The organism is Achromobacter sp. GbtcB20, from assembly GCF_019091095.1.
Lineage (GTDB): Bacteria > Pseudomonadota > Gammaproteobacteria > Burkholderiales > Burkholderiaceae_B > Achromobacter > Achromobacter mucicolens.
This window is the reverse complement of sequence record NZ_JAGXJZ010000015.1, coordinates 109,568-129,556: the sequence shown is the minus strand read 5'-3', so window position 1 is coordinate 129,556 and position 19,989 is coordinate 109,568. Positions and strand designations below refer to the sequence as shown.

The 19,989-nt window shown below is 67.6% G+C and carries 15 protein-coding genes and 1 pseudogene; 10 read left to right on the top strand and 6 right to left on the bottom strand.

Annotated elements, in window-relative coordinates:
* Position 1: 1 nt before the first annotated feature.
* Positions 2–646, bottom strand: a complete 645-nt coding sequence (locus KVT32_RS19370; protein WP_254636936.1) for an NTP transferase domain-containing protein — start codon at positions 644–646, stop codon at positions 2–4.
* 206 nt (positions 647–852) lie between these two features.
* Between KVT32_RS19370 and paoA the strand changes: the two genes are divergently transcribed.
* The 7 genes from paoA (at position 853) to KVT32_RS19335 (ending at position 9,150) form a co-directional block, all read left to right on the top strand.
* Positions 853–1,488, top strand: coding sequence for an aldehyde dehydrogenase iron-sulfur subunit PaoA (paoA, locus tag KVT32_RS19365; protein ID WP_217618729.1), 636 nt, complete (start codon positions 853–855; stop codon positions 1,486–1,488).
* Complete coding sequence (locus KVT32_RS19360) at positions 1,485–2,435, top strand: xanthine dehydrogenase family protein subunit M (protein ID WP_217618728.1); 951 nt, start codon at positions 1,485–1,487, stop codon at positions 2,433–2,435. Before paoA ends, KVT32_RS19360 begins: the two co-directional genes overlap by 4 nt.
* Positions 2,436–2,439: 4 nt before the next feature.
* Complete coding sequence (gene paoC, locus KVT32_RS19355) at positions 2,440–4,638, top strand: aldehyde oxidoreductase molybdenum-binding subunit PaoC (protein WP_217618727.1); 2,199 nt, start codon at positions 2,440–2,442, stop codon at positions 4,636–4,638.
* A gap of 30 nt (positions 4,639–4,668) precedes the next feature.
* Positions 4,669–5,118, top strand: coding sequence for a DUF6389 family protein (locus KVT32_RS19350; protein ID WP_152382462.1), 450 nt, complete (start codon positions 4,669–4,671; stop codon positions 5,116–5,118).
* Positions 5,119–5,350: 232 nt separating this feature from the next.
* The gene (locus KVT32_RS19345; RefSeq protein ID WP_217618726.1) at positions 5,351–6,400 is read left to right on the top strand and encodes a hypothetical protein; all 1,050 of its coding nucleotides are present in this window, start codon (positions 5,351–5,353) and stop codon (positions 6,398–6,400) included.
* 430 nt (positions 6,401–6,830) lie between these two features.
* Positions 6,831–8,285, top strand: a complete 1,455-nt coding sequence (locus tag KVT32_RS19340; RefSeq protein ID WP_152382460.1) for a DUF1254 domain-containing protein — start codon at positions 6,831–6,833, stop codon at positions 8,283–8,285.
* Between the two features lie 88 nt (positions 8,286–8,373).
* Positions 8,374–9,150, top strand: coding sequence for a hypothetical protein (locus tag KVT32_RS19335; protein WP_217618725.1), 777 nt, complete (start codon positions 8,374–8,376; stop codon positions 9,148–9,150).
* Between the two features lie 24 nt (positions 9,151–9,174).
* On the opposite strand, the gene KVT32_RS19330 is transcribed toward KVT32_RS19335, so the two are convergent.
* Positions 9,175–9,789 (bottom strand): ATP-binding cassette domain-containing protein, encoded by a 615-nt coding sequence (locus tag KVT32_RS19330; protein WP_217618737.1) that lies wholly within the window; start codon positions 9,787–9,789, stop codon positions 9,175–9,177.
* 79 nt (positions 9,790–9,868) lie between these two features.
* Between KVT32_RS19330 and KVT32_RS19325 the strand changes: the two genes are divergently transcribed.
* Both KVT32_RS19325 and KVT32_RS19320 read left to right on the top strand, forming a co-directional pair.
* Complete coding sequence (locus KVT32_RS19325) at positions 9,869–10,663, top strand: enoyl-CoA hydratase (RefSeq protein WP_217618724.1); 795 nt, start codon at positions 9,869–9,871, stop codon at positions 10,661–10,663.
* Between the two features lie 91 nt (positions 10,664–10,754).
* Complete coding sequence (locus KVT32_RS19320) at positions 10,755–11,087, top strand: four-helix bundle copper-binding protein (RefSeq protein WP_217618723.1); 333 nt, start codon at positions 10,755–10,757, stop codon at positions 11,085–11,087.
* Between the two features lie 88 nt (positions 11,088–11,175).
* Here KVT32_RS19320 and KVT32_RS19315 read toward each other — a convergent pair whose 3' ends face one another.
* From KVT32_RS19315 to KVT32_RS19305, 3 genes are all read right to left on the bottom strand, one after another.
* Positions 11,176–11,352: a DUF3606 domain-containing protein gene (locus KVT32_RS19315; protein ID WP_081100949.1), complete on the bottom strand. Its 177-nt coding sequence runs from the start codon at positions 11,350–11,352 to the stop codon at positions 11,176–11,178.
* A gap of 68 nt (positions 11,353–11,420) precedes the next feature.
* Positions 11,421–13,502, bottom strand: coding sequence for a PIG-L family deacetylase (locus tag KVT32_RS19310; protein WP_217618722.1), 2,082 nt, complete (start codon positions 13,500–13,502; stop codon positions 11,421–11,423).
* A gap of 243 nt (positions 13,503–13,745) precedes the next feature.
* On the bottom strand, positions 13,746–14,966 hold the full coding sequence (locus KVT32_RS19305; RefSeq protein ID WP_128828473.1) for an MFS transporter: 1,221 nt from the start codon (positions 14,964–14,966) through the stop codon (positions 13,746–13,748).
* Positions 14,967–15,727: 761 nt separating this feature from the next.
* Between KVT32_RS19305 and KVT32_RS19300 the strand changes: the two are divergent.
* Positions 15,728–16,837: pseudogene (locus tag KVT32_RS19300) on the top strand (YadA family autotransporter adhesin); the annotation flags it as partial.
* 18 nt (positions 16,838–16,855) lie between these two features.
* Here the strand turns inward: KVT32_RS19300 and KVT32_RS19295 are convergent.
* On the bottom strand, positions 16,856–19,981 hold the full coding sequence (locus tag KVT32_RS19295; protein WP_217618720.1) for a DUF6519 domain-containing protein: 3,126 nt from the start codon (positions 19,979–19,981) through the stop codon (positions 16,856–16,858).
* Positions 19,982–19,989: the final 8 nt, after the last annotated feature.

Sequence of the window (19,989 nt, the reverse complement as noted above, 5' to 3'; positions counted from 1 at the left end):
TTTATTGGCTGTCCCGCCGCACGGCCGCCAGGTCGTCCGGCGTATCCACATCCGCGCATACGCCCGCGTCCTCGACCGCGAGTTCGGTCACGCCGTAACGCGCCAGCACGGCACGCGCGCCCACATCGCCCGACAGCGCTGCCAGCGCCGGCCAGATGGACCGCTGAAAAGCGACCGGATGGCCGCGCTGCCCGCGCCAGGCCGGCGCCACGATCGGATGCAGAAGCGCCGCCTGCGCGACCCGCAGGCAGGTGTCCGGGCGGATCCACGGCATGTCGCCCAGCGCGACTAGGCAGGCTTGGATGTCCGCGCCGGCGGTCTGCATGACGTGGCGCGCGGCGGCTGCCAGGCTGTCGCCCATGCCGTCGGCGCGCGGATCAATCGTCACGATCTCGTATCCGGCTTGGGCCAGTAGCGCGGCGACGCGGTCGTTATCCGCACGGGTGATCGCCACGACGTGCGCGGTGGCCGCCCGCAGCGTCGCCGCGGCGGCGGCCACCACGGGCACGCCGTCCGCAAGGGGCGCAAGCAGCTTGTCCTGCCCCCCGGCGGCGCCGGCATAACGCCGGCCGCGCCCGGCAGCAAGCAGGATGCCCATGCAGCGCGGTGACGCCGCGTTGTCCGGATTGGTTTCGAGATCGAACATTTTCTTGTCAGGTTGGCGTGGCGGCCGGGCGATTGCCGTCGCTATCATCGATTGTTGAAGCCGATCTTATCGGGAATTCCAGGAGGCCATGCACGCGGCCGTGCGCATTGTCACGCCCGCGGCTCGCGGCCAGGCACACCGCTTGCTGGGAACCCGCCCTGGATGTCCGGGCTTCGGCCCGCCGGACGCTTACAGGAGTTCCAACCTTGGAAAATCCCACTGATATCAATATTTCGCGGCGCAACCTGCTCAAGGCGGGCGCCGCGTCTGCCACCGCATTCGGAACGCCTGCCATGTCCGCTGCCCAGAACACCGCGCCGCCGCAAAGCCTGAAGGCCACCGTCACGCTGACCGTGAACGGCAACACCCACGAATTGGCGCTGGACCTGCGCACTAGCCTGCTGGACGCGCTGCGCGAGCACCTGCACATGACCGGCACCAAGAAGGGCTGCGATCACGGGCAATGCGGCGCCTGTACGGTGCTGCTGGACGGCAAGCGCATCAATTCCTGTCTGACGCTGGCCGTCATGCACGATGGCCAGCAGATCACCACCATCGAGGGGCTGGGCTCGCCGGGCGCGCTGCATCCGCTGCAGGCTGCATTCGTCAAGCATGACGGTTACCAGTGCGGCTACTGTACGCCGGGGCAGATCTGCTCGGCGGTGGGCATGCTGGACGAGGCCGCGCGCGGCATGCCCAGCCACGTGACCGGATCGCTAAACGAACGCCCGCTGCTGTCATCCGAGGAAATCCGCGAACGCATGAGCGGCAACATCTGCCGCTGCGGCGCCTACGCCAACATCCTGGATGCCATCGAAGACGTTGCGGAGGGCAAGGCATGAGAGCCTTCACGTACGAGCGTCCCCGGACCGACGCCGAAGCGGCCGCCAGCGCCGCGCGCGAGCCGCGCGCCCGGTTCATCGCCGGCGGCACCAATCTGCTGGACCTGATGAAGATCGAGGTGGAAACGCCTTCGCATCTGATCGACGTCAACGGCCTGGACCTGGACCGGATCGAACCGGCCGGCGACGGCGGTCTGCGCATTGGCGCGCTGGTGCGCAATGCGGATCTGGCGGCCCACGAGACCGTGCGCCGCGATTACGAGGTGCTGGCGCGCGCCCTGCTGGCGGGCGCCTCGGGACAGATCCGCAATCGCGCCACGACCGCCGGCAATCTGCTGCAACGCACCCGCTGCCCCTATTTCTACGACACCAATCAGCCCTGCAACAAACGCGTGCCCGGCAGCGGCTGTTCCGCAATCGGCGGCGTGACGCGGCAACTGGCCGTGATCGGAGGCAGCCAGGCCTGCATCGCCACGCATCCCAGCGACATGGCGGTGGCGATGCGCGTTCTGGACGCGAAGGTCGAGACGGTGCGCCCGGATGCAACGCGGCGGGTCATTCCCATTGCCGACTTCTACCGGCTTCCGGGCGACACGCCGCATATCGAGACCCATCTGGACGCGGGCGAACTGATCACCGCGGTGGTGCTGCCCAAGCCCCTGGGCGGCAAGCACTTCTACCGTAAGGTGCGCGACCGCGCGTCGTATGCGTTTGCGCTGGTGTCGGTGGCCGCCGTGGTGCAGGACGATGGCGCCGGGCGCGTGGCGCTGGGCGGCGTGGCGCCTCAGCCGTGGCGCGATGCGTCGGCGGAAGCGCAGCTGCCGGATGGCGCGGCGCGCGTGACCGATGCGCTGCTGGCGGGCGCCGCGCCCACGCCAGACAACGCCTTCAAGCTGACCCTGGCGCGGCGCGCGCTTGGCGCCTTCTTGACGCAAGCGAGGACGTAAGGCCATGAAATTCGAGACTCCCGCGACACAGAATCCCATCGACCAGCTCAAGATCGTGGGCCAGCCCGTCGATCGCATCGACGGGCCGCTCAAGACGAGCGGCCAGGCCCCGTATGCCTACGAGCATCACGACATCGCGCCGAATGCGGCGGTCGGCTATGTGGTGGGCGCGGCAATCGCCAAGGGCGCCATCACCGCCATGGACACCGATCTTGCGCGCCGCGCGCCGGGTGTTCTGGCCATCGTGACCGCGCAGAACGCCGGCAAGCTCGGCAAGGGCAAGATGAACACGGCCACGCTGCTGGGCGGCCCGGAAATCCAGCACTATCACCAGGCCATTGCGGTGGTGGTGGCCAACACGTTCGAGGAGGCGCGCGCGGCCGCCAAGCTCATCCGCGTGCAGTATGCGCGGGCCCCGGGCGCGTACGACCTGGCGGCGTTGCGGAACAACGGCGCCTCGGGCAAGCACATTCCCAAGACGGACACGGGCGACTTCGATGCCGCGTTTGCAGAAGCGCCCGTCAAGATCGACTCCACCTACACCACGCCTGACCAGTCGCACGCCATGATGGAGCCGCACGCTTCGCTCGCCGTCTGGAAGGGCGACAAGCTTACGCTGTGGACGTCCAACCAGATGATTGCGTGGGGGCGGTCGGACGTGGCGCGCACGCTGGGTATCCCCAAGGAAAACGTGCGCCTGATGTCGCCCTACATCGGCGGCGGTTTCGGCGGCAAGCTTTTCGTGCGCGCGGACGCCTTGCTGGCCGCGCTGGCCGCGCGCGAGGCGGGCAGGCCAGTCAAGGTGGCGTTGCCGCGTCCGCTGGTGATCAACAACACCACGCACCGGCCTGCCACGATCCAGCGCATCCGGCTGGGCGCGGGGCGGGACGGCAAGCTGACGGCGATTTCGCACGAAAGCTGGTCCGGCGACCTGCCGGACGGCCAGCCGGAAGAGGCCGTGCAGCAGACCAAGCTGCTGTATGCCGGCGCCAACCAGCACACCGCGCTGAACCTGATGACGCTGGACCTGCCCGAAGGGAACGCGATGCGCGCGCCCGGCGAGGCGCCGGGCATGATGGCGCTGGAGATCGCCATCGACGAGATGGCAGAGGCGCTGGACATGGATCCCGTGCAGTTCCGCGTGGTGAACGACACCCAGGTCGATCCCACCGATCCGTCGCGGCCGTTCTCGCGCCGGCGTTTTGTCGAATGCCTGCGGACCGGCGCCCGCCACTTCGGCTGGGACAAGCGTGATCCCAAGCCCGGTGCGCGGCGGGAAGGGCAGTGGCTGATCGGGCTGGGCGTGGCCAGCGCCTTTCGCAACAACCTGGTGACCAAGTCGGCCGCGCGCGTGCGGCTGGACGCGACGGGCCGCGTGATCGTCGAGACCGACATGACCGACATCGGCACCGGCAGCTACACCATCATTGCGCAGACGGCGGCCGAAATGCTGGGCGTGCCGCTGTCGCGCGTGGTCGTGCGCCTGGGCGATTCGTCGTTTCCCGTGTCGGCGGGCTCGGGCGGCCAATGGGGCGCAAACAGTTCGACCGCGGGCGTCTACGCGGCGTGCGAGAAGTTGCGCGCGCGCGTCGTTGAACAGTTGGGATTCGATGCGGCGGGCGCGGTGTTTGCCGACGGGATGGTCACCGATGCCGGCGGACGCTCGGCGCCATTGGTGCGCGCGGCGTCGGGCGGCGAGCTGGTCGCGGAAGACGCAATAGAGTTCGGTGACCTGGACAAGAAATTCCAGCAGTCCACCTTCGGCGCGCACTTCGTGGAAGTGGCCGTGGACGCCGCCACCGGCGAAACCCGCGTGCGCCGCATGCTGGCGGTCTGCGCCGCGGGCCGCATCCTCAATCCCAAGACCGCGCGCAGCCAGGTCATCGGCGCCATGACCATGGGCGTGGGCGCGGCGTTGATGGAGGAGCTGGCCGTCGACCATCGCCTGGGTTATTTCGTCAACCACGACCTGGCAAGCTACGAGGTTCCCGTTCATGCCGACATTCCACGTCAGGAGGTCATCTTCCTGGACGAGGACGATCCGGTGTCGTCGCCGATGAAGGCCAAGGGCGTCGGCGAGCTGGGCCTGTGCGGCGTGGCGGCGGCCATCGCCAATGCGGTGTACAACGCGACCGGCGTGCGCGTGCGGAACTATCCGGTGACGCTGGACAAGCTGCTGGACGGGATGCCCGTCGACGCGTGATGCCTTGCCGCCATGCGCTATGCTGGCGCGATGACGAAACACGATTATCAGGACGCGCTGCGCCGCGCGCTGGACGCGCACACGGCGGCCGCGCTGCACACGCTGGCCGGCATGTTCGCGCGATTGCCCGAGAAGGCGCGCGAGATCCAGTTCGGCATCTTTCCCGACCAGGGCGGCGAAGGGACCTTTTCGGTGGTGATCGGGCTGGAAGGGCCGGATCTGTATGTGCTCAATAAAGCCATCGAGGGCTTCCGCGATCTCTTTGACGTGGTGCACGGAGAAGCAGGACTGGAGCCGCCGGTGCCCATGTTTTCCACCGAGCCGGCGTTCTGCGTGCAGGACGCGATAGCCGACGTGGCGGCCGATTGGGTCGAAATGCTATGGGAACAAGGAGGCCGCGCCGTGTCGCCCCTGCCGGCGATGGTCTATGCCCATGACGACTACGGCACGGATCTGCCGCGGGCATTGAGCCGGGCATAGCGGCGAAGTTACTGGCGGACAAGGCGGGGCGGCGGAGCGTCGTCGAGCCCCAAGCGAAACATTCGAAACAACCCATTACGGCTGATTTGCCCGGAATGCGCTTTGTCGGCGCAGTTCTGCGTCACGTTGCCTGCCACCAACTGTTTCAGCGGCCAAACCGGATGTTGCGAACCGTTCCCAAGCCGGTAGGATGCGCGCACATTGCCGTCTTACCGACCCAAGGATCGATCCCATGTCCCTGCCGCGCCCGCGCCTTGCCCTGTCTGCCCTGACGCTTGCCCTGACCCTGTCGGGCTGCGTCACCATTCCGTCGTCCAACGGCGAGGGCACGGCGGACGATCCGCGATACGGCAAGCTGGTCGACCTGATCGGCGAGGCGATGAAGGCGAACATGGCCGTGGTGCTGGTCGCGGACCTGATGCCGCACGCCTCGCTGAAGGACGCCATGCTGATGACGACCTGGACCGGCAACACCGTCTGGATGTTCGAGGCGGACCCGCGCATCACCTTCGGGCGCAAGTTCCAGAACAATTCGCTGCAGCGGGACAAGGACACGACCTACCTGTTCAAGGCCTTTGAAGTCCACATCCTGCCGCCGGGCAAGTACCTGCTGACGGGTGGAGACGATTACAAGCTCAATGCCACGCTGAATCAGATCGGCGCGCGCCCCGGCGCGGAAGGGTCGGGCCGGGGCGCCAACGGCACCGCGTACCTGTCGCCCGAGCTGTACCGCGAGTTCTACAAGGAAACGAACTGGCACGAAGGCACCACGGGCTCGCGCACCAGCACGCAGAAGGTGTGCACGGCCGTGCATCGCGGGTCGGGCGCCTGCGTCGCCTGGGGCGAGCAGCAGGTCACCGAAACCACGCCGGGATCGCGCGCCGGTTACTACGAAGACACCACGTCGCGCGACATCCCGGCCATCAAGGTGCAGTCGCGTGTGCTGCCCAAGCTGGCGCTGGCCAGCTTCACGCTCAAGGGCGGGGATCTGGTGCTGAGCCAGCGCATGCACATGAAGACGCCCAGCTACACGTTCAAGCAGTCCGCCTGCCGCGCGGTGGACCCGAAGATGATCGAGTGCCCGCTGGAAGACTTCACGGTCTACACGTGGCCCGCGCCGATGGATTTTGCGCAGAAGTACTTCGCGCAGCGCACGAACCTGACCGACGCGCAGCGCGAATTGCTGTCCAAGCTCAAGCCGATGCAGATCACGCCCCTGGGCAAGCAGGGCATGCAGGATCCGGTGTGGGGCGTGCCCCTGTCGATCGGCAAGGGCAAATAGGGCAGCGGATTGCGACCAATGGCGGATGGTCGTAGTCATTCCGGCTACTTGAGCCGCTAAAAAACTGCGCATAGATTGACCGAAACCGCTTCGTCCTCGCGCGAGCCGGTCGAATGGATGGTCCGTAGCCCAGTTCCTTCAGTGGTGCGTTTGCTCTGATTTCTTCAGGGAGCCCATTCTTGGACGTCCACCCCGCCTTCCCCTCGCGTGCGCGCTCGCGCACCCGTGCTTTCCCCTTGGCCATGCGCACAAAGGCAGTCCGCCCTTCGGCGGCGCGCTGCCTGCCGTCTGCCGTGGTTTCCCTGACCCTGATCCTTGGAGCGTGCCCCGACACATCACCACCGAATGCGCATTAGCTTGAAAACACCGTCGTGCTTGTTGGAAGTCCCCGAAGTGACCTTCGTCAGACCCATCCATTGGAGCGATAACAATGAAGCTAACTCGCCGCAAACTGAACGCAGGGGGATTGGCCCTGCTGGCTGCAGGATCGCTGGGACCGGCGTTCCGGGCCTCGGCAGCCGCCTCCGAAGGGCTGGTGGCAAACCTGCCGGAAGCCGACGACCGTTTCGTCCTGGCCACCGAAGCCTACATCTACGCCTACCCGCTGGTGACCATGGAGATGACCCGCCGGGTGATCACCAACGTCGCCGAGCCTAAAGGCACGCGCGCCCCGATGGGCCAGCTCATCAAGCTGCGCGAGTATCCGGACGCCAAGTTCCGCGACGTGACGGCGCCGAACGCCGACACCCTGTACACCACCGCCTTTTTCGATGTCGGCGACGAGCCCTGGGTCATCAGCCTGCCCGACATGAACGGCCGCTACGCGCTGTTTCCGCTGCTGGATGGATGGACAACCGTGTTCGACGTGCCGGGCAAGCGCACGACGGGCACCGGCGCGCAGACCTTCGTCGTGACGGGGCCGGGCTGGGAAGGCGCCGTGCCGCAGGGCATGAAGCAATACAAGTCGCCCACGAGCATCGTCTGGCTGCTGGGCCGCATCTATTGCACGGGCACGCCGGAGGACTATGCAGAAGTGCACAAGCTGCAGGACCAGGTGAAGATCGCGCCGCTGAGCGGCTGGGGCAAGGCGTGGACAGCGCCGCAGGGCAAGGTGGATCCGGCCATCGACATGAAGACGCCGGTGCGCGACCAGGTCAACAACATGGATGCCCACGAGTACTTTGCGTTGTTTGCGCAGTTGCTCAAGCGCAATCCGCCGACCGCGGCGGACGCGCCCATGGTGGAAAAAATGGCCACCATCGGCATCGTGCCTGGGCAGGATTTCGACAAGTCCAAGTTGCCTGCCGATTTTGCCAGGCGGGTGCCCGAGACGGGATTCGCGCGGATCATGGCGCATTTCCGGTCCACCGATGGCGACATCCAGCATATCGACGGGTGGGGCTTTACGACCAAGACGGGGATCTACGGCACCAACTACCTGCAACGGGCCTTGGTCACCGCCATCGGGCTGGGTGCGAACCGGCCGCAAGACGCCATCTACCCGACCTCGTTGCGGTCGTCCAACGGGGCGATCCTGCGCGAATACAACGGGTCCGAAAAGTACGTGCTGACGTTCAAGAAAGGCCTGACGCCGCCCGTGTCGGGGTTCTGGTCATTGACCATGTATGACCAGAACTACTTCTTCGTTGATAACCCGCTGAATCGCTATTCCATCAGCGAACGCCAGCCGCTCAAGCGAAAACCCGACGGCACGATCGATCTGTTGATCCAGAACGAATCGCCGGGCCCCGAGCTGGAATCGAACTGGCTGCCGGCGCCCAAGGGCCGATTCATCCTGATGATGCGCCTGTATTGGCCCAACGAAAGCGACCCGTCGATCATCAACGGGTCGTGGACGGTGCCGCCGGTGCGGCGGGTGAGCTGACGCGGTCATGGCGGCATGACGCGCCCCGCGTTTGGGCGGGGCGCCGCGCCCTTTTTTTGACATGCCTTCGGGCCTCGGGGATCTCGCGATGAGAAAGCACATCACTGTCTGCCTGGCATGCGCGGCGTTGCCATTAGGGGCCGCCGACGCGGCCGAGACGACGCCAGCGCCCGTGCTGGACGCTGCGGTTTCCGACGAATGGCAATTCTCGGTCTCGCCGTATCTGTGGGCGCCGGCGCTGTCGGGAAAAGTCACGCATGGGCGCCTGCCGACGGTCGACATCAGCGCCAGCTTCGACAAGATCTTCGACAACCTGGACTTTGCCGCCATGCTGATGGGCGACGCGCGCAAGGGGCGCTATAGCATCATTGGCGACCTGCTGTACGTGAAGGTGGGCGCGCAAGGCGACACGCCGAGAGGCATCCTTGCCTCCGGTGCGGACGTGAAGAGCACGTCGTTCACCGGCCTGATCGGCGGGGGCTATTCCGTGCTGGACCGGTCCGAACACAGCCTGGACGTGGTCGCAGGGTTGCGGGTGTGGTCGGTGGACACGGACATCACGTTCAAGGGGCGGTTTGCTGACGGACGCAAGCGCAGCGACAGCGCGACGTGGGTGGATGCCATGGTGGGCGTGCGAGGCACCTACAACTTTCATCCCAAGGCCTATCTGACGGGCTGGGGCATGATCGGCGCCGGGGGCGCGCAGGCGGACTGGGACCTCGGTCTTGGCGTGGGCTACAGCTTCAACAAATCGGTGTCGGCGACGGTCGGGTACCGGGCAATGGGCGTGGACTACGAGCGCAACGGCTTCAAATACGACGTGGTGCTGCAGGGGCCAATTGCGGGGGTGACCATCCGCTTTTGACGGCAGCGCCGGGCAACCGGTTGCTCAGCGCAGGTCGGCCACGTTGACGGTGCGGGCGCCGCACGCCTGCACCAGTTCGGGGTCATGGCTGGCGAACAGCACGACGCGCGTCTGCGCCCAGGTTTTGAAGACGTCGGCCAACACGCCGCGCGCCTGGGCATCCAGCCCGTTGCTGGGACCGTCGGCCACGACAACCGCCGGGTCACCCAGCGCGGCGGCCGTCAGGTAGACCTTGCGCCGCGTGCCCGTGGACATCTGCTCGAAACGCTTGTCCAGATGCGGCTCCAATCCCAGCCGATGGGCCAGGTCCAGCACGGCGTCGTCCAGCGCAACGTGCTTGGCTGCCGCCACCTGCTGCAGCAGGCCGCGGCCCGTCTGCTCGGGAAATGCCATGCAGTTGTCCGGCACATAGGCCAGACGGGACTGCGCCGCAAGCGGCGCGTCGCGCAGCGAGTGCCCGTCGATGAGGACGTCGCCGCTATCGGGCGCCAGCGCGCCGGCAATGATGCCCAGCAGACTGGATTTTCCGGTGCTGTCTTCTTCGCAGAGCGCCACGCAGCCCGGCGCGAAGGCGTGCGAGAGGCCCTGGAACACGATATGGTCGCCGTAGCGCTTGCTGAGGTTGTCGATGCGTAGCATGCGGCAAGTGTACGAGAGGTTTATTGTCATCCAAAGCCGCCGGCAGCATCGACGGCAAACATTTCTAGCCGGAGACTTCATGACTGCGCCCATCCCCACGTTCCCCCACGCCCGCGTGACCCGCGATTCGCGCGGCGTCTACACCCTGCAGATCTACGACGCCAAGAGTCTGAACATCCTGGCCTCGGCCGTGACGCTTGGCCTGACCGAGGCCGCGCGCTGGGTTGCGGCGCAGGACGACGCGCGCGCGGTGGTCATCCGCGGCACGGGCGACAAGACCTTCGTGGGCGGCGCCAACATCCATGAGATGGCCGAGCTGGACCCGCAGAGCGCGCGCGCGTTCATCACGCGGCTGCGCGACCTGTGCGACGCCGTGGCGGATATCCCGGTGCCGACCATCGCACGGTTGCCGGGATTCTGTCTGGGCGCCGGCATGGAGCTGGCGGCCGCCTGCGACATCCGCCTGGGTTCGGCGGACGGCGTGTTCGGTATGCCTGAAGTGCGCGTCGGCATTCCCTCGGTGATCCATGCGGTGCTGCTGCCCGCGCTCATCGGTCAGGGTCCGACCAACTGGCTGCTGCTGACCGGTGAAACAGTGGACGCCGCGCAGGCGCGGGACTGGGGCTTCCTGGAATTCCTGTGCCAGGCCGGCGAGCTGGACGCGCTGGTCGAACGCACCGTCGCGGCGATCACGGCCAGCGGGCCGGCAGCGGTGCGCTCGCAGAAGGCCTTGCTGCGCTATTGGACCGAGTCCTCGCTCCAGGCCGGTCTGGACCGCAGCGTGGAGGCCTTCGGCGAGGCGTTCATTACCGATGAGCCGCGCCGCTACATGGCGCCGTTCCTGGCGCGAAAATCGCAACGGAAGGCTGGGTAATGGCGGGAACGCTGCCGGCCCCCTGGATGTGCGCCCTTGTGGGAACGCCGTGTGCTGACCCGCAAGCATTGCCACCACGCAAGGAGCCGACATGACTGCCGAAATGAACGATATGGAACGCTGCATCGATAGCTGCCTGGCCTGTTATCGCATGTGTGTGAAGACCGCCATAAGCCATTGCCTGGAGGCCGGCGGCGAGCACGTCGAGCCTCACCACTTCAGGCTGATGATGGGGTGCAGCGAGATATGCCGCACCGCCGCGCATGCGATGCTGGTGGGCGTTGAAAACCACAAGGTGGTTTGCGGCGCCTGCGCCGCAATTTGCGATGACTGCGCGGCCAGTTGCGAGGGCATGGACGGCATGGCCGACTGTGCGCGCACGTGCCGAGAATGCGCCGACATGTGCGGAAAGATGGCCGCTTGAACGGCTATGTCCCGCGCGGCATCTGGCCGGATGGGCCGCGTCTGCCAATCACGGCTTGCCGGGGCCCGAGCACGGGCCCCGGGTCCGGCTATTTACCGAGATGTTCGCGCACCGCGGTAGCCGATGGTCCCACGGCCTTGACCGCCTCGCGCAGTTGGGCCTCGGTGACGCCAAGCGCCTGGGTCCAGTAGCGCAGCTCATGCGGTTCGTTCACATTGATCCGGGAGCGGTCCTGCGGGCCGCGCTTGCTCAGGTCGTCTGACATGGTTGAATCCTCCGGTTGTAACGCCCGGAGGGCAGCAAGCGGCGTGCCCGCGCGTCGCGCCCGCCTTGTCACTGCACGCGTGTTGGCGTGGCCACGCGTGAGGTCTGCGCGGGCATGCGCTCAACCGTCAGCGCATCCGGTTCGGACACGGACGGGCGCACAACCACGGCCTTGCCGGCGCTGGCCGCGCCCAGGTTGGGCAGATCGGCCGGCCGCGCCGCCACGGACGCGAACGGGCCGCCGCCGGTGGCGGGCACGCCGTCCAGCGTCAGGCTGGCGGACCACGTGCCGCCGCGGCGCGAAAGCACCTCGTAGCGCTGCGGCGCGCCGGCGGCGCGGGCGACCACATACAGCGCGCCGTCGATGAGGCTGATGGCGGGCGGCGATGCCGCTTCGGCATCCATCTTGGCGAGCTTGCCGTGTTCGAGCAGCCAGAGGTGTCCCCCCGAGCGCTCCAGAATGGCAAGCACGACGTTGCCGGCGGTATCGGCCTGAATGGCCGGTCGGCCGATGAAGGGCACGCCCAAGTCCGCCGGCGCGCTCCAGTCCATGTCCAGGTCGGTGGTGTCGCCCGCTTCCACCAGTTTGGTCAGATGGTTGTTGGCGCGTTGCCGGAAATAAAGCTCGACCCGGTTTTCGTGGTTGCGGATGGCAGCCAGGCCGCCGGCGGCTTGCGGGGCGGCCACGCGGCGCCAGCCTTGCCATTCCGACCGGTGGCCCTTGGCGGCAGGCAGCTGGCGGGTATAGAAAAGCTCGCCCTTGGCGGCAACGGCGAAGACCACATAGCGTCCGTCGGCGCCGCGGGCGGCGGCCGGCGAGCCGGTAACGCCCTCTAGCGGCGGAAGCGCCTGCCACGTGCTCCAGCTGCCGTCGATGCCGGACGGGCTGATCCAGTGCAGCAGCCCGTCATAACCCAGCGCGACGGCGGCGGCTTCGCCACGGGGCGCCACCGCCGGGATCTGCGTAACGCGCAAACCGCCCAGCGCCTGCCAGCCCTGCCACGTGCCGTCATGGCGCTGCTTGTTGGCCCATACGCCGCCCAGCGGATCGCGCGCCATCAGGCCGGCGGTGCCGTCGGCATGGGCAAACGAGACCACGGGGCCGGTGGTGCGTCCGCCCAGCGTGTGCCAGCGCTTTTCGGCCGAATCCCAGCTGTTGACGGCCGCATTGGTTTCGCCTGCGGCGAACACGACGAGTCCGCCGCGCCCGTCCGGGTACACCTGCGGCGCGACGTCCTGACGCGACACGTAGTAGGCGCGCTGGACCCACGCGGCGGCGGGGCCGGCCGGTTCCTTGCAGCCGGTGGGGCCGGCGCAATAGTGGTAGTCGTTCCAGGCGTAGTGCTGAAAGATCACGGACTTGCTGGCGATTTCCGCGTCGGCAAGATTGGTGGCGCGTTCCTGGCTGGGGTAATCGATGTATCCCGTCTCGGCGTAGTTGCCGGGCGCGCGCACCATGGCTTCGCGGGCGAGCCGCGCGCTGGCGATGTGGTCGGGGTGGCCGTGGCCGGCGCAGCGCCAGCACAGCTGGGTGTAGGGCACGCTGATCGTGTCGTCCAGGTGGCGCACCGTGGTGGGGCCGTACTGGCGGATCATCTCGGCCAGCGTGTCGACGAGTTGTTCGCGGGTATAGACCTCGGCGTGCGGTCCCAGTGTGTCCACGTTCTGGCCGGGTTCGGATTCGGTGCGGCTCAGCGGCGTCAGGCTGCCCCAGCCCTTGCCCAGCCACGGGTCTTTCAGCCGCATGTGCCAGAGCTGCACGCGCGGATTGCCCTGCAGCGTGAAGCGCGCGATCTGGCGGCCCGCGACGATGCCGGTGTCTTCCTTCCAGGCGTCGGGTTCGCGCGCCATGTAGGCGTAGGCGGCGCGCACGCCGCGCTCGCGGCCCAGCATGTAGCCTTCGCCTTCGCCCGCGTCGCTGGCGGTCAGATAGACGACGCGCACGCAGCCGCCCGCCTCGATGTTGGAGGCGACGTCCGGGTTCATGAAAAGCAGGTCGTCATCCAGATGGGCGACGAAGGCCAGGTCCTTGATCCCGTGGCACTGGGCTAGCGTCGGGGGAGCGGCCCAGGCCTGGTTGGAAAGGAGGGCTACGGCCAGGCAGCAGAGCACCTGGCACAGCGGGCGCAGCAAGGCAGTCAAAGCGGGCATAAAAAAAGCGCTGCATGTCGGTAGGTGCAGCGCGTCTTGAAGTGGTAAAGAGTGCGGAAAGTATAGCTGCGACGTGAACGCGGGCTGCAATAGGCGCTTGCCCGGTGTGGCGCGGGGCCGACGGTTTGTGACAGGCCAAATGGGGGACGTTTTAGGAAGGTGTCTGACACCCTTGAGACGACGTTGCAGGATGACGTCGTTCTCGTTGGGTGTCAGACACCTTCCGTGAAATGGGGGACGTGTTCAGCGGGCCGATTCAGTGCTGACGACCAGCTTGTCCGCCCGCGCGGTGCGCGCCCGGCGTTCCAGCATCACGGCCCATAGCCACAGCGGCATGCTGGCTATGGCAAGCAGGCTGCCCACCCAGCCGGTGGAGGTCCAGCCGAACCCGGCCGCGATGGCAAGGCCGCCCAGGAACGGGCCCAGCGCGTTGGCGGTGTTGAAGGCCGAATGGTTGAGCGCGGCGGCCAGCCCCTGGGCGTCGCCCGAGACGTCCATCAGGCGTGTCTGCAACACGGTGCCCAGCGCGCCACCGACCCCCACCAGGAACACGTTCAGCGTGATCAGCCAGACGTTGTGGGCCATCAGCGGAAAGAGGGCCAGCACCACGGCCGACCACAAGAGCAGCAGGCCGGCCGTGCGCATGACGGCGCGATCGGCAAAGACCGGCACGACCATGTTGCCCACGGTCAGGCCGACGCCGAAGGCGCTCAGCACCAGCGGCACGGTCGCGGGCGACACCTGGGTGACGGCGGTCAGCGTGTCCGCGAGGTAGGTGTAGATGGAAAACAGACCGCCGAATCCGACGGCGCCAATCGCCAGCGTGATCCAGACCTGGCCGCGGCCCAGCGCGCTCAGTTCGCGCAGCGGGCTGGCGTGCGGATCGGCGGCCGTGTCCGGGGCGTACGCGCGCACGCTCAGCATGGTCAGCACCGCCAGCAGCGACACCAGGCCGAAGCTCCAGCGCCAGCCGATGACCTGGCCCAGCCAGTTGGCCATCGGCACGCCGATGATGGTGGCCACCGTCAGGCCCAGGAACACGCGGCCCACGGCCACGGTGCGGCGGTTGGCCGGCACCATGGAACTGGCCACCAGCGAGGCGATGCCGAAGTAGGCGCCGTGCGGCAGGCCGCTCAGAAAGCGGAAGAACAGCATCCAGTGATAGTTGGGCGCGATGGCGCTCAGGCCGTTGCCGATGGCAAAGAGGCCCATCAGGGCGATCAGCAACCGGCGGCGCGGCATGCGCGCGCCCAGCACCGCAAGGATCGGCGCGCCGACCACCACGCCCAGCGCGTAGGCGCTGATCACGTGGCCGGCGGTGGGGGCATCGATGCCCAGCGACTGCGAGAAATACGGAAGCAGGCTCATCGTCGCGAATTCGGTGGTGCCGATCGCGAAACTGCCAATGGCAAGCGCCAGCAGCACCAGGGCGGGCCGGTGCTGCGCGGAAACGGTATGGGACATGGAGACTACAGAAGAGGAATGGCGGAATGCTGCGATGCAACAGCGGCATTGTAGAGGGCCGAACCTGTCATTTGCATGTCGGGTTATTGCGGCGCTCTGACGCGGCGCTATCTGCATTTCGTATATGGGAATGCGACGGCTTTGGGGATTATTGATATTTGTCGTAATGCTGTATCTCAATATAAGAAAACTTCGATGGTTCGGGTTTCGGTGGGTCGGTAGATTGAAAGAAAATTCGCTTATCTCTCAATGAGTTAGGTGGATTTCCTTGCGTTGAATATTTCATAACGACTGCGCGATTGCGCGGGATATACGCCATGAACCTCGATCTCTCCATCGCCTTCAAAGAAACCCACATCATTCTGGGGGGCGTGCAGCACGCCGCCCGTTTGCACCGTCGACGCTGCCACAGAAGCGGCAGGCGTCTCACCCTATCTGCGGTAGCGCTACTGCTGGCCGGCACCGTCAGCCTGGTTTGGGCGCCGGCCGTCCGCGCGGATGGGGAGTTGCAGCTGTGCAATCCCGTCACCGCGGCCGGGATCACCGTAAATGCGCATCAAAGCCCCGCAACCAGCCTGTTCTGTAGCAATCTCGGCGAGGCGTTCTCCCTGAACAACAGTCATACCCTCGGCACCGGGGCAGGCTTCGCCGGATCGACGGCCAGGATTACCGGGTACGACAATGGCACCCTGGAATTGAAGGGCGAGAACGGCATCTCCATGCTGAACACCGTCAACATGAACGGAAACCGGATCACCCAGGTGGGCGCGGGCGTGTTGTCTTCCACCAGCCTTGACGCCGTGAATGGCTCGCAGCTGTACGCGACCAATCTGCAAGTGCAGTCCAATAGCGCGACCATCACGACGTTGGGCACAGCGGTCGCGCAGAACACGGCCACGCTGAACACGCTGACCACCAGCCTCAACAACGGCGAGGTCGGCCTGGTCCGGCAGGACCCGGTCAGCGGCGCCATCACCGTGGCCGCCAGCAAGGGCGGCAATGTGATCGACATGGCTGGCACGGACGGCTCGCGCACCGTCACGGGCGTGGCCAATGGCGTCATCTCGGCAACCAGCACCGACGCCGTGAACGGCAGCCAGCTCTACGCAATTTCCCAACAGGTCGGTCAGCTCAATGCCGCCAACGCCTACGTGCGGGCGGATGGCGCCAACGATGGCAGCGACGACGCCGTGGTCGGCGCGGGCACATTGGGCGCAGCGGTCGGCGCCAACGCCACCGTCACCGCGTCCAACGGCGTGGCAATCGGCGCCAACGCCTCGGCCACCGCGGCAAATAGCGTCGCGCTGGGCGCGGGCTCGGTGGCCGACCGCGCAAACACGGTGTCCATGGGGGCGCAAGGCGCCGAACGGCAGGTCACCCACGTCGCCGCGGGTACGCAAGTCACCGATGCCGTGAATGTGGGACAACTCAATCCCGTCGTGGCCAGCCTGGGTGGCGGCGCGCATATCGATGCTGCCACCGGCGCCGTTACCGGTCCGTCGTATCAGCTTGACGGCCAGACGTATTACAACGTCGGCGACGCGCTGGGTTCGCTGGACACCGGCGTGCAGCGCAACCGCGAAGGCCTGGCCCGGCTGGACAACCGCATCGACCAGACCAACCGCGCCATTGACGAAGTGGCGCGCAATGCTTACTCGGGCATCGCCGCCACGACGGCGCTGACCATGGTGCCGGAAGTCGACCCCGGCAAGCGGTTCGCGCTCGGCATCGGCGCGGCCACGTATCGCGGCTACCAGGCCGTCGCGGTCGGCGCGTCGGCGCGCGTCAATGACCGCGTCAAGGTCAAGGCCGGCGTGGGCATTGCCTCGGGCGGGCCCACGGCCGGGGTCGGCGCCTCGATGCAGTGGTGACGACGCCGCCGTCCACGCTCACACCGTCACCACGTTCAACCCGCCGTTCGCCAGGCTTTCCGGATTGGCGCCTGACACGAACAACCGGAAATCGTCGTGGGCGAAGTTGCCGATCACCTTGGCCTGCGTGGCGATAAGCGCGCCCGCGTCGCCGTTGGTCAGGAGGTTGTTGCCCGTCACTGCCGCGTCGAACGCCGGAAAGTGGCTGTAGGCCTCCAGCGCGTTGTCGGCGGCGCGCAGGCAGCGCCACGCGGCAAACTCGCCGCCGGTCTGGATGATGGTGAGCATGGCGCGCGCGGCCTCGGCGCCCAGCCGCATGCTGGGCAGGTGATTGCTTTGCAGGGTCAGCGTGCCGTCGCCTTCCGGCACCATCTTGCCGGTGCGGATGCCGCCGCCCAGCAGCTTCAATTGGTCCGTCGTCAATTCCGGAAAATCCCCTGATTCCGCAAAGAGCGCAATGCCGCCGCGCAGGCGGTTGTCGCGCACGGTCGTGTCCGCGTCGTTATCCAGCAGCGCCAGCGCGCACGACTGCGGATCGGCCAGCAGTGCGGCGGCCAGCGCGGCGATGGCGGGGCGCAGGCGCTTGGCCACCGGCGTCTCGCGGCCGACCTGCGTGGCCAGCGTGGTCAGCGCCGCCTGGACGCGCGGCGTCATCGTCAACGCATTGCCGGCGGCGCCCGCGCGTAGCAAGGCCGCGATCTCGGCGGTCATTGCCTTGCGCGCGTCCATGGGTTGGCGCGACAGCGCCAGGGCGGCGCGATTGTCGTCATCGTCCAGCAGCGCATCGGGCGCCAGCGCCCGCTTCAGCGCGGCCAGCGTCGGCGCGCGGGTAAAGAGCTGGTCAAGCCGTTCGGCGGCGCCGCGGCCGGCGGCATACAGGCGGCACGCCTCGATGTGCACGCGCCGGCTGCCGTCGACGCGCACCAGGCTGTTGCCGGGGCCAGCCGGACCCGTGCAATCGACGCGCGATAGCCGCAGGTCGGCGCATTGGTTGAAGGCGATGGCGCCCGGCTGTCCGCGGCGCGCGATCGCGAGGTCGGCCACGGACACGCTGGCAAAGCCATCCAGGCTGAAGAGGCGCTCGTCCAGCATCAGCCGGCTGGCCGGTCCGCAGCCATGCAGCATCAGGCGCACACGCGGCCCCTTGATGATGAGGTCGTCGTCCAGCTTGTGCTCGCCCGGCGTCAGGCACAGGCAGATGTCGATGCGGTCCTGGCCGATGAGCGTGCGCAGCGCCTTGTCCAGTGTCGGGAAATCGCCCGCCGGGCCGACGGTCAGGCAGCAGCCGCCGCCGTGCGTGCGCCGGCACAGCGCGTCCAGCGCCTCCTGCACCGAATAGGCCTGTTCCGCGAGCAGGTCCGCGCAGCGGCTCGGGTCGTAGGCGACCTCGGCGGCGAGGGCGAGGGTGGCGGTGTAGCGCAGCGGCAGATAGTGGTCGGGCGCGGGTTGGCCCGCCCGCAGCAATTGCGCGGTGGCGCGTTGCACGGGACGGGCGGCGTCGCACGCAAGCGACCAGGCAATCGACGCGATGCCGTCGGCGCCCGTCGTCACGTCCTGGGTGGCGGCGCCATTCGGCAGCCGGCCAGCGTCCACGGTAAAGCGCACGACGGCGCCCGCCACCGGCAGGCTGCCATTGGCCACGCCCGCGCGCAGTTCCGACGGCAACGCCACCACGTCCGGCGTCATCGCGGGGTTGGGCTTGACGCTCTGGCCGTCGCCGCCCGCGTAGTAAAGCTGCGTCAGTTCCGTCAACGCGGGAAAGAGCGGGCGGCAGTCGCTGACGGCGGTCCACGCGCCGGCCTGCCAGCGCAGCAGCGCCAATCGTGCGAACGCGCGCAGCACGCCCGCGGCCGCGATGAAGGCGGGTTTGCCGTCGGGCAGTTGCGGCCATTCGATCGACGCGGTGGCGGTGCGCGCGGGAATGAGCCAATAGTCGCCCACGCGCAGGCGTCCGGGCGAAAACTTGATCTCAATGCCGTCCTGTTCCAGTTCCACCCAGCCCGCGTTGGCGCTGTTGATGGGCGCGGGCGTGATTTCCGCAACGCCGTCCCAGCGGCGCACGCGCGGGTTGGCCGGAAAGCGGGCGGCGTCCAGCGCGTGGCCGATCAGGCTGGCCGCATCGATCGTGACCGTGTTGCCGTCGGTGCGCACGACCTGCGCCAGCGGCCCCGGCTGTCCCAGCAATTCGTGCGTGTCGTCCAGAAACTCCACCCAGCAGCCCGCGGTGATGGCCAGCACGTCGTCGCGGCCGATGCTGGCGACTTCGAACTCGTTGGCCACGGGATCGTTCAGCCAGCGCACGACGCGCGACAGGATGCTGCCGTTTTCGCGCGACCACTTGTAGCGCGCCTTGCCCGCGCCCGCGCCGTCCTGGTGGATCTCGATGCGGTACAGATGGTTTTCCAGCAGGCGGTAGCCGGCGTCGGGCGGCAGCTGGCACGGCGTCTTGGGCGGCACGCTGGCCTCGGCGCGCGCCGCCATGCGGGCGTCGGGCGCGGCGGTCAGGGCGTCCCACGCGGGCAGCGCGGACAGGCAGGTCAGGGCGGCGTCCGGCGCGCCCACCTGCATCAGCTTGACCTGCCACACCGACTTTTCGCGGGTGGCGGTGTCGGGGCCGCCCAGCGCGACTTCGCGCATGCTGGTGTCGCCGGCTGGCAGGTCCAGCGTACCCAGGTGGCGCTGCCACGCTTCCAGATACGCCAGGTACAGGCCTTCGGGCGGCGGGGCGGTCTGGCCGCCCGCGCCGAAGACGACGATGCCGTCGATGTCGGCGGGCGTCAGCGCAGGCGGCGGCAGCGGCAGGACGGACGCGCCGGCGGGCAGCACGGGCGATGCCGTCGGGGGCATGTCGGGCTGCCTGGCCACGGTGGCGGGCTGCGGGTTCTCGCAAAGCAGGCCGTCCAGATACAGGCGGCCTGCCGACAGCGACAGGTCCTTGCCGGCAGGCGCCAGTGCGAAGCCGGGTGCGGCCAGCGGCACGCCCACGGGGCCCACGGTGTCCGCCGTTTCGGTTTCGATGCGCCGGTTCAGGATGTCCTGCTGCTCATTCCAGTCCGAATCCATCTGCACGCGGCCCTGCTGCATGCGGACGGCCCGGTAGCGCCGGGCGGGGTCGAAGGTGAGGCGGCTGAGATCGGCTTTCATGATGTTGT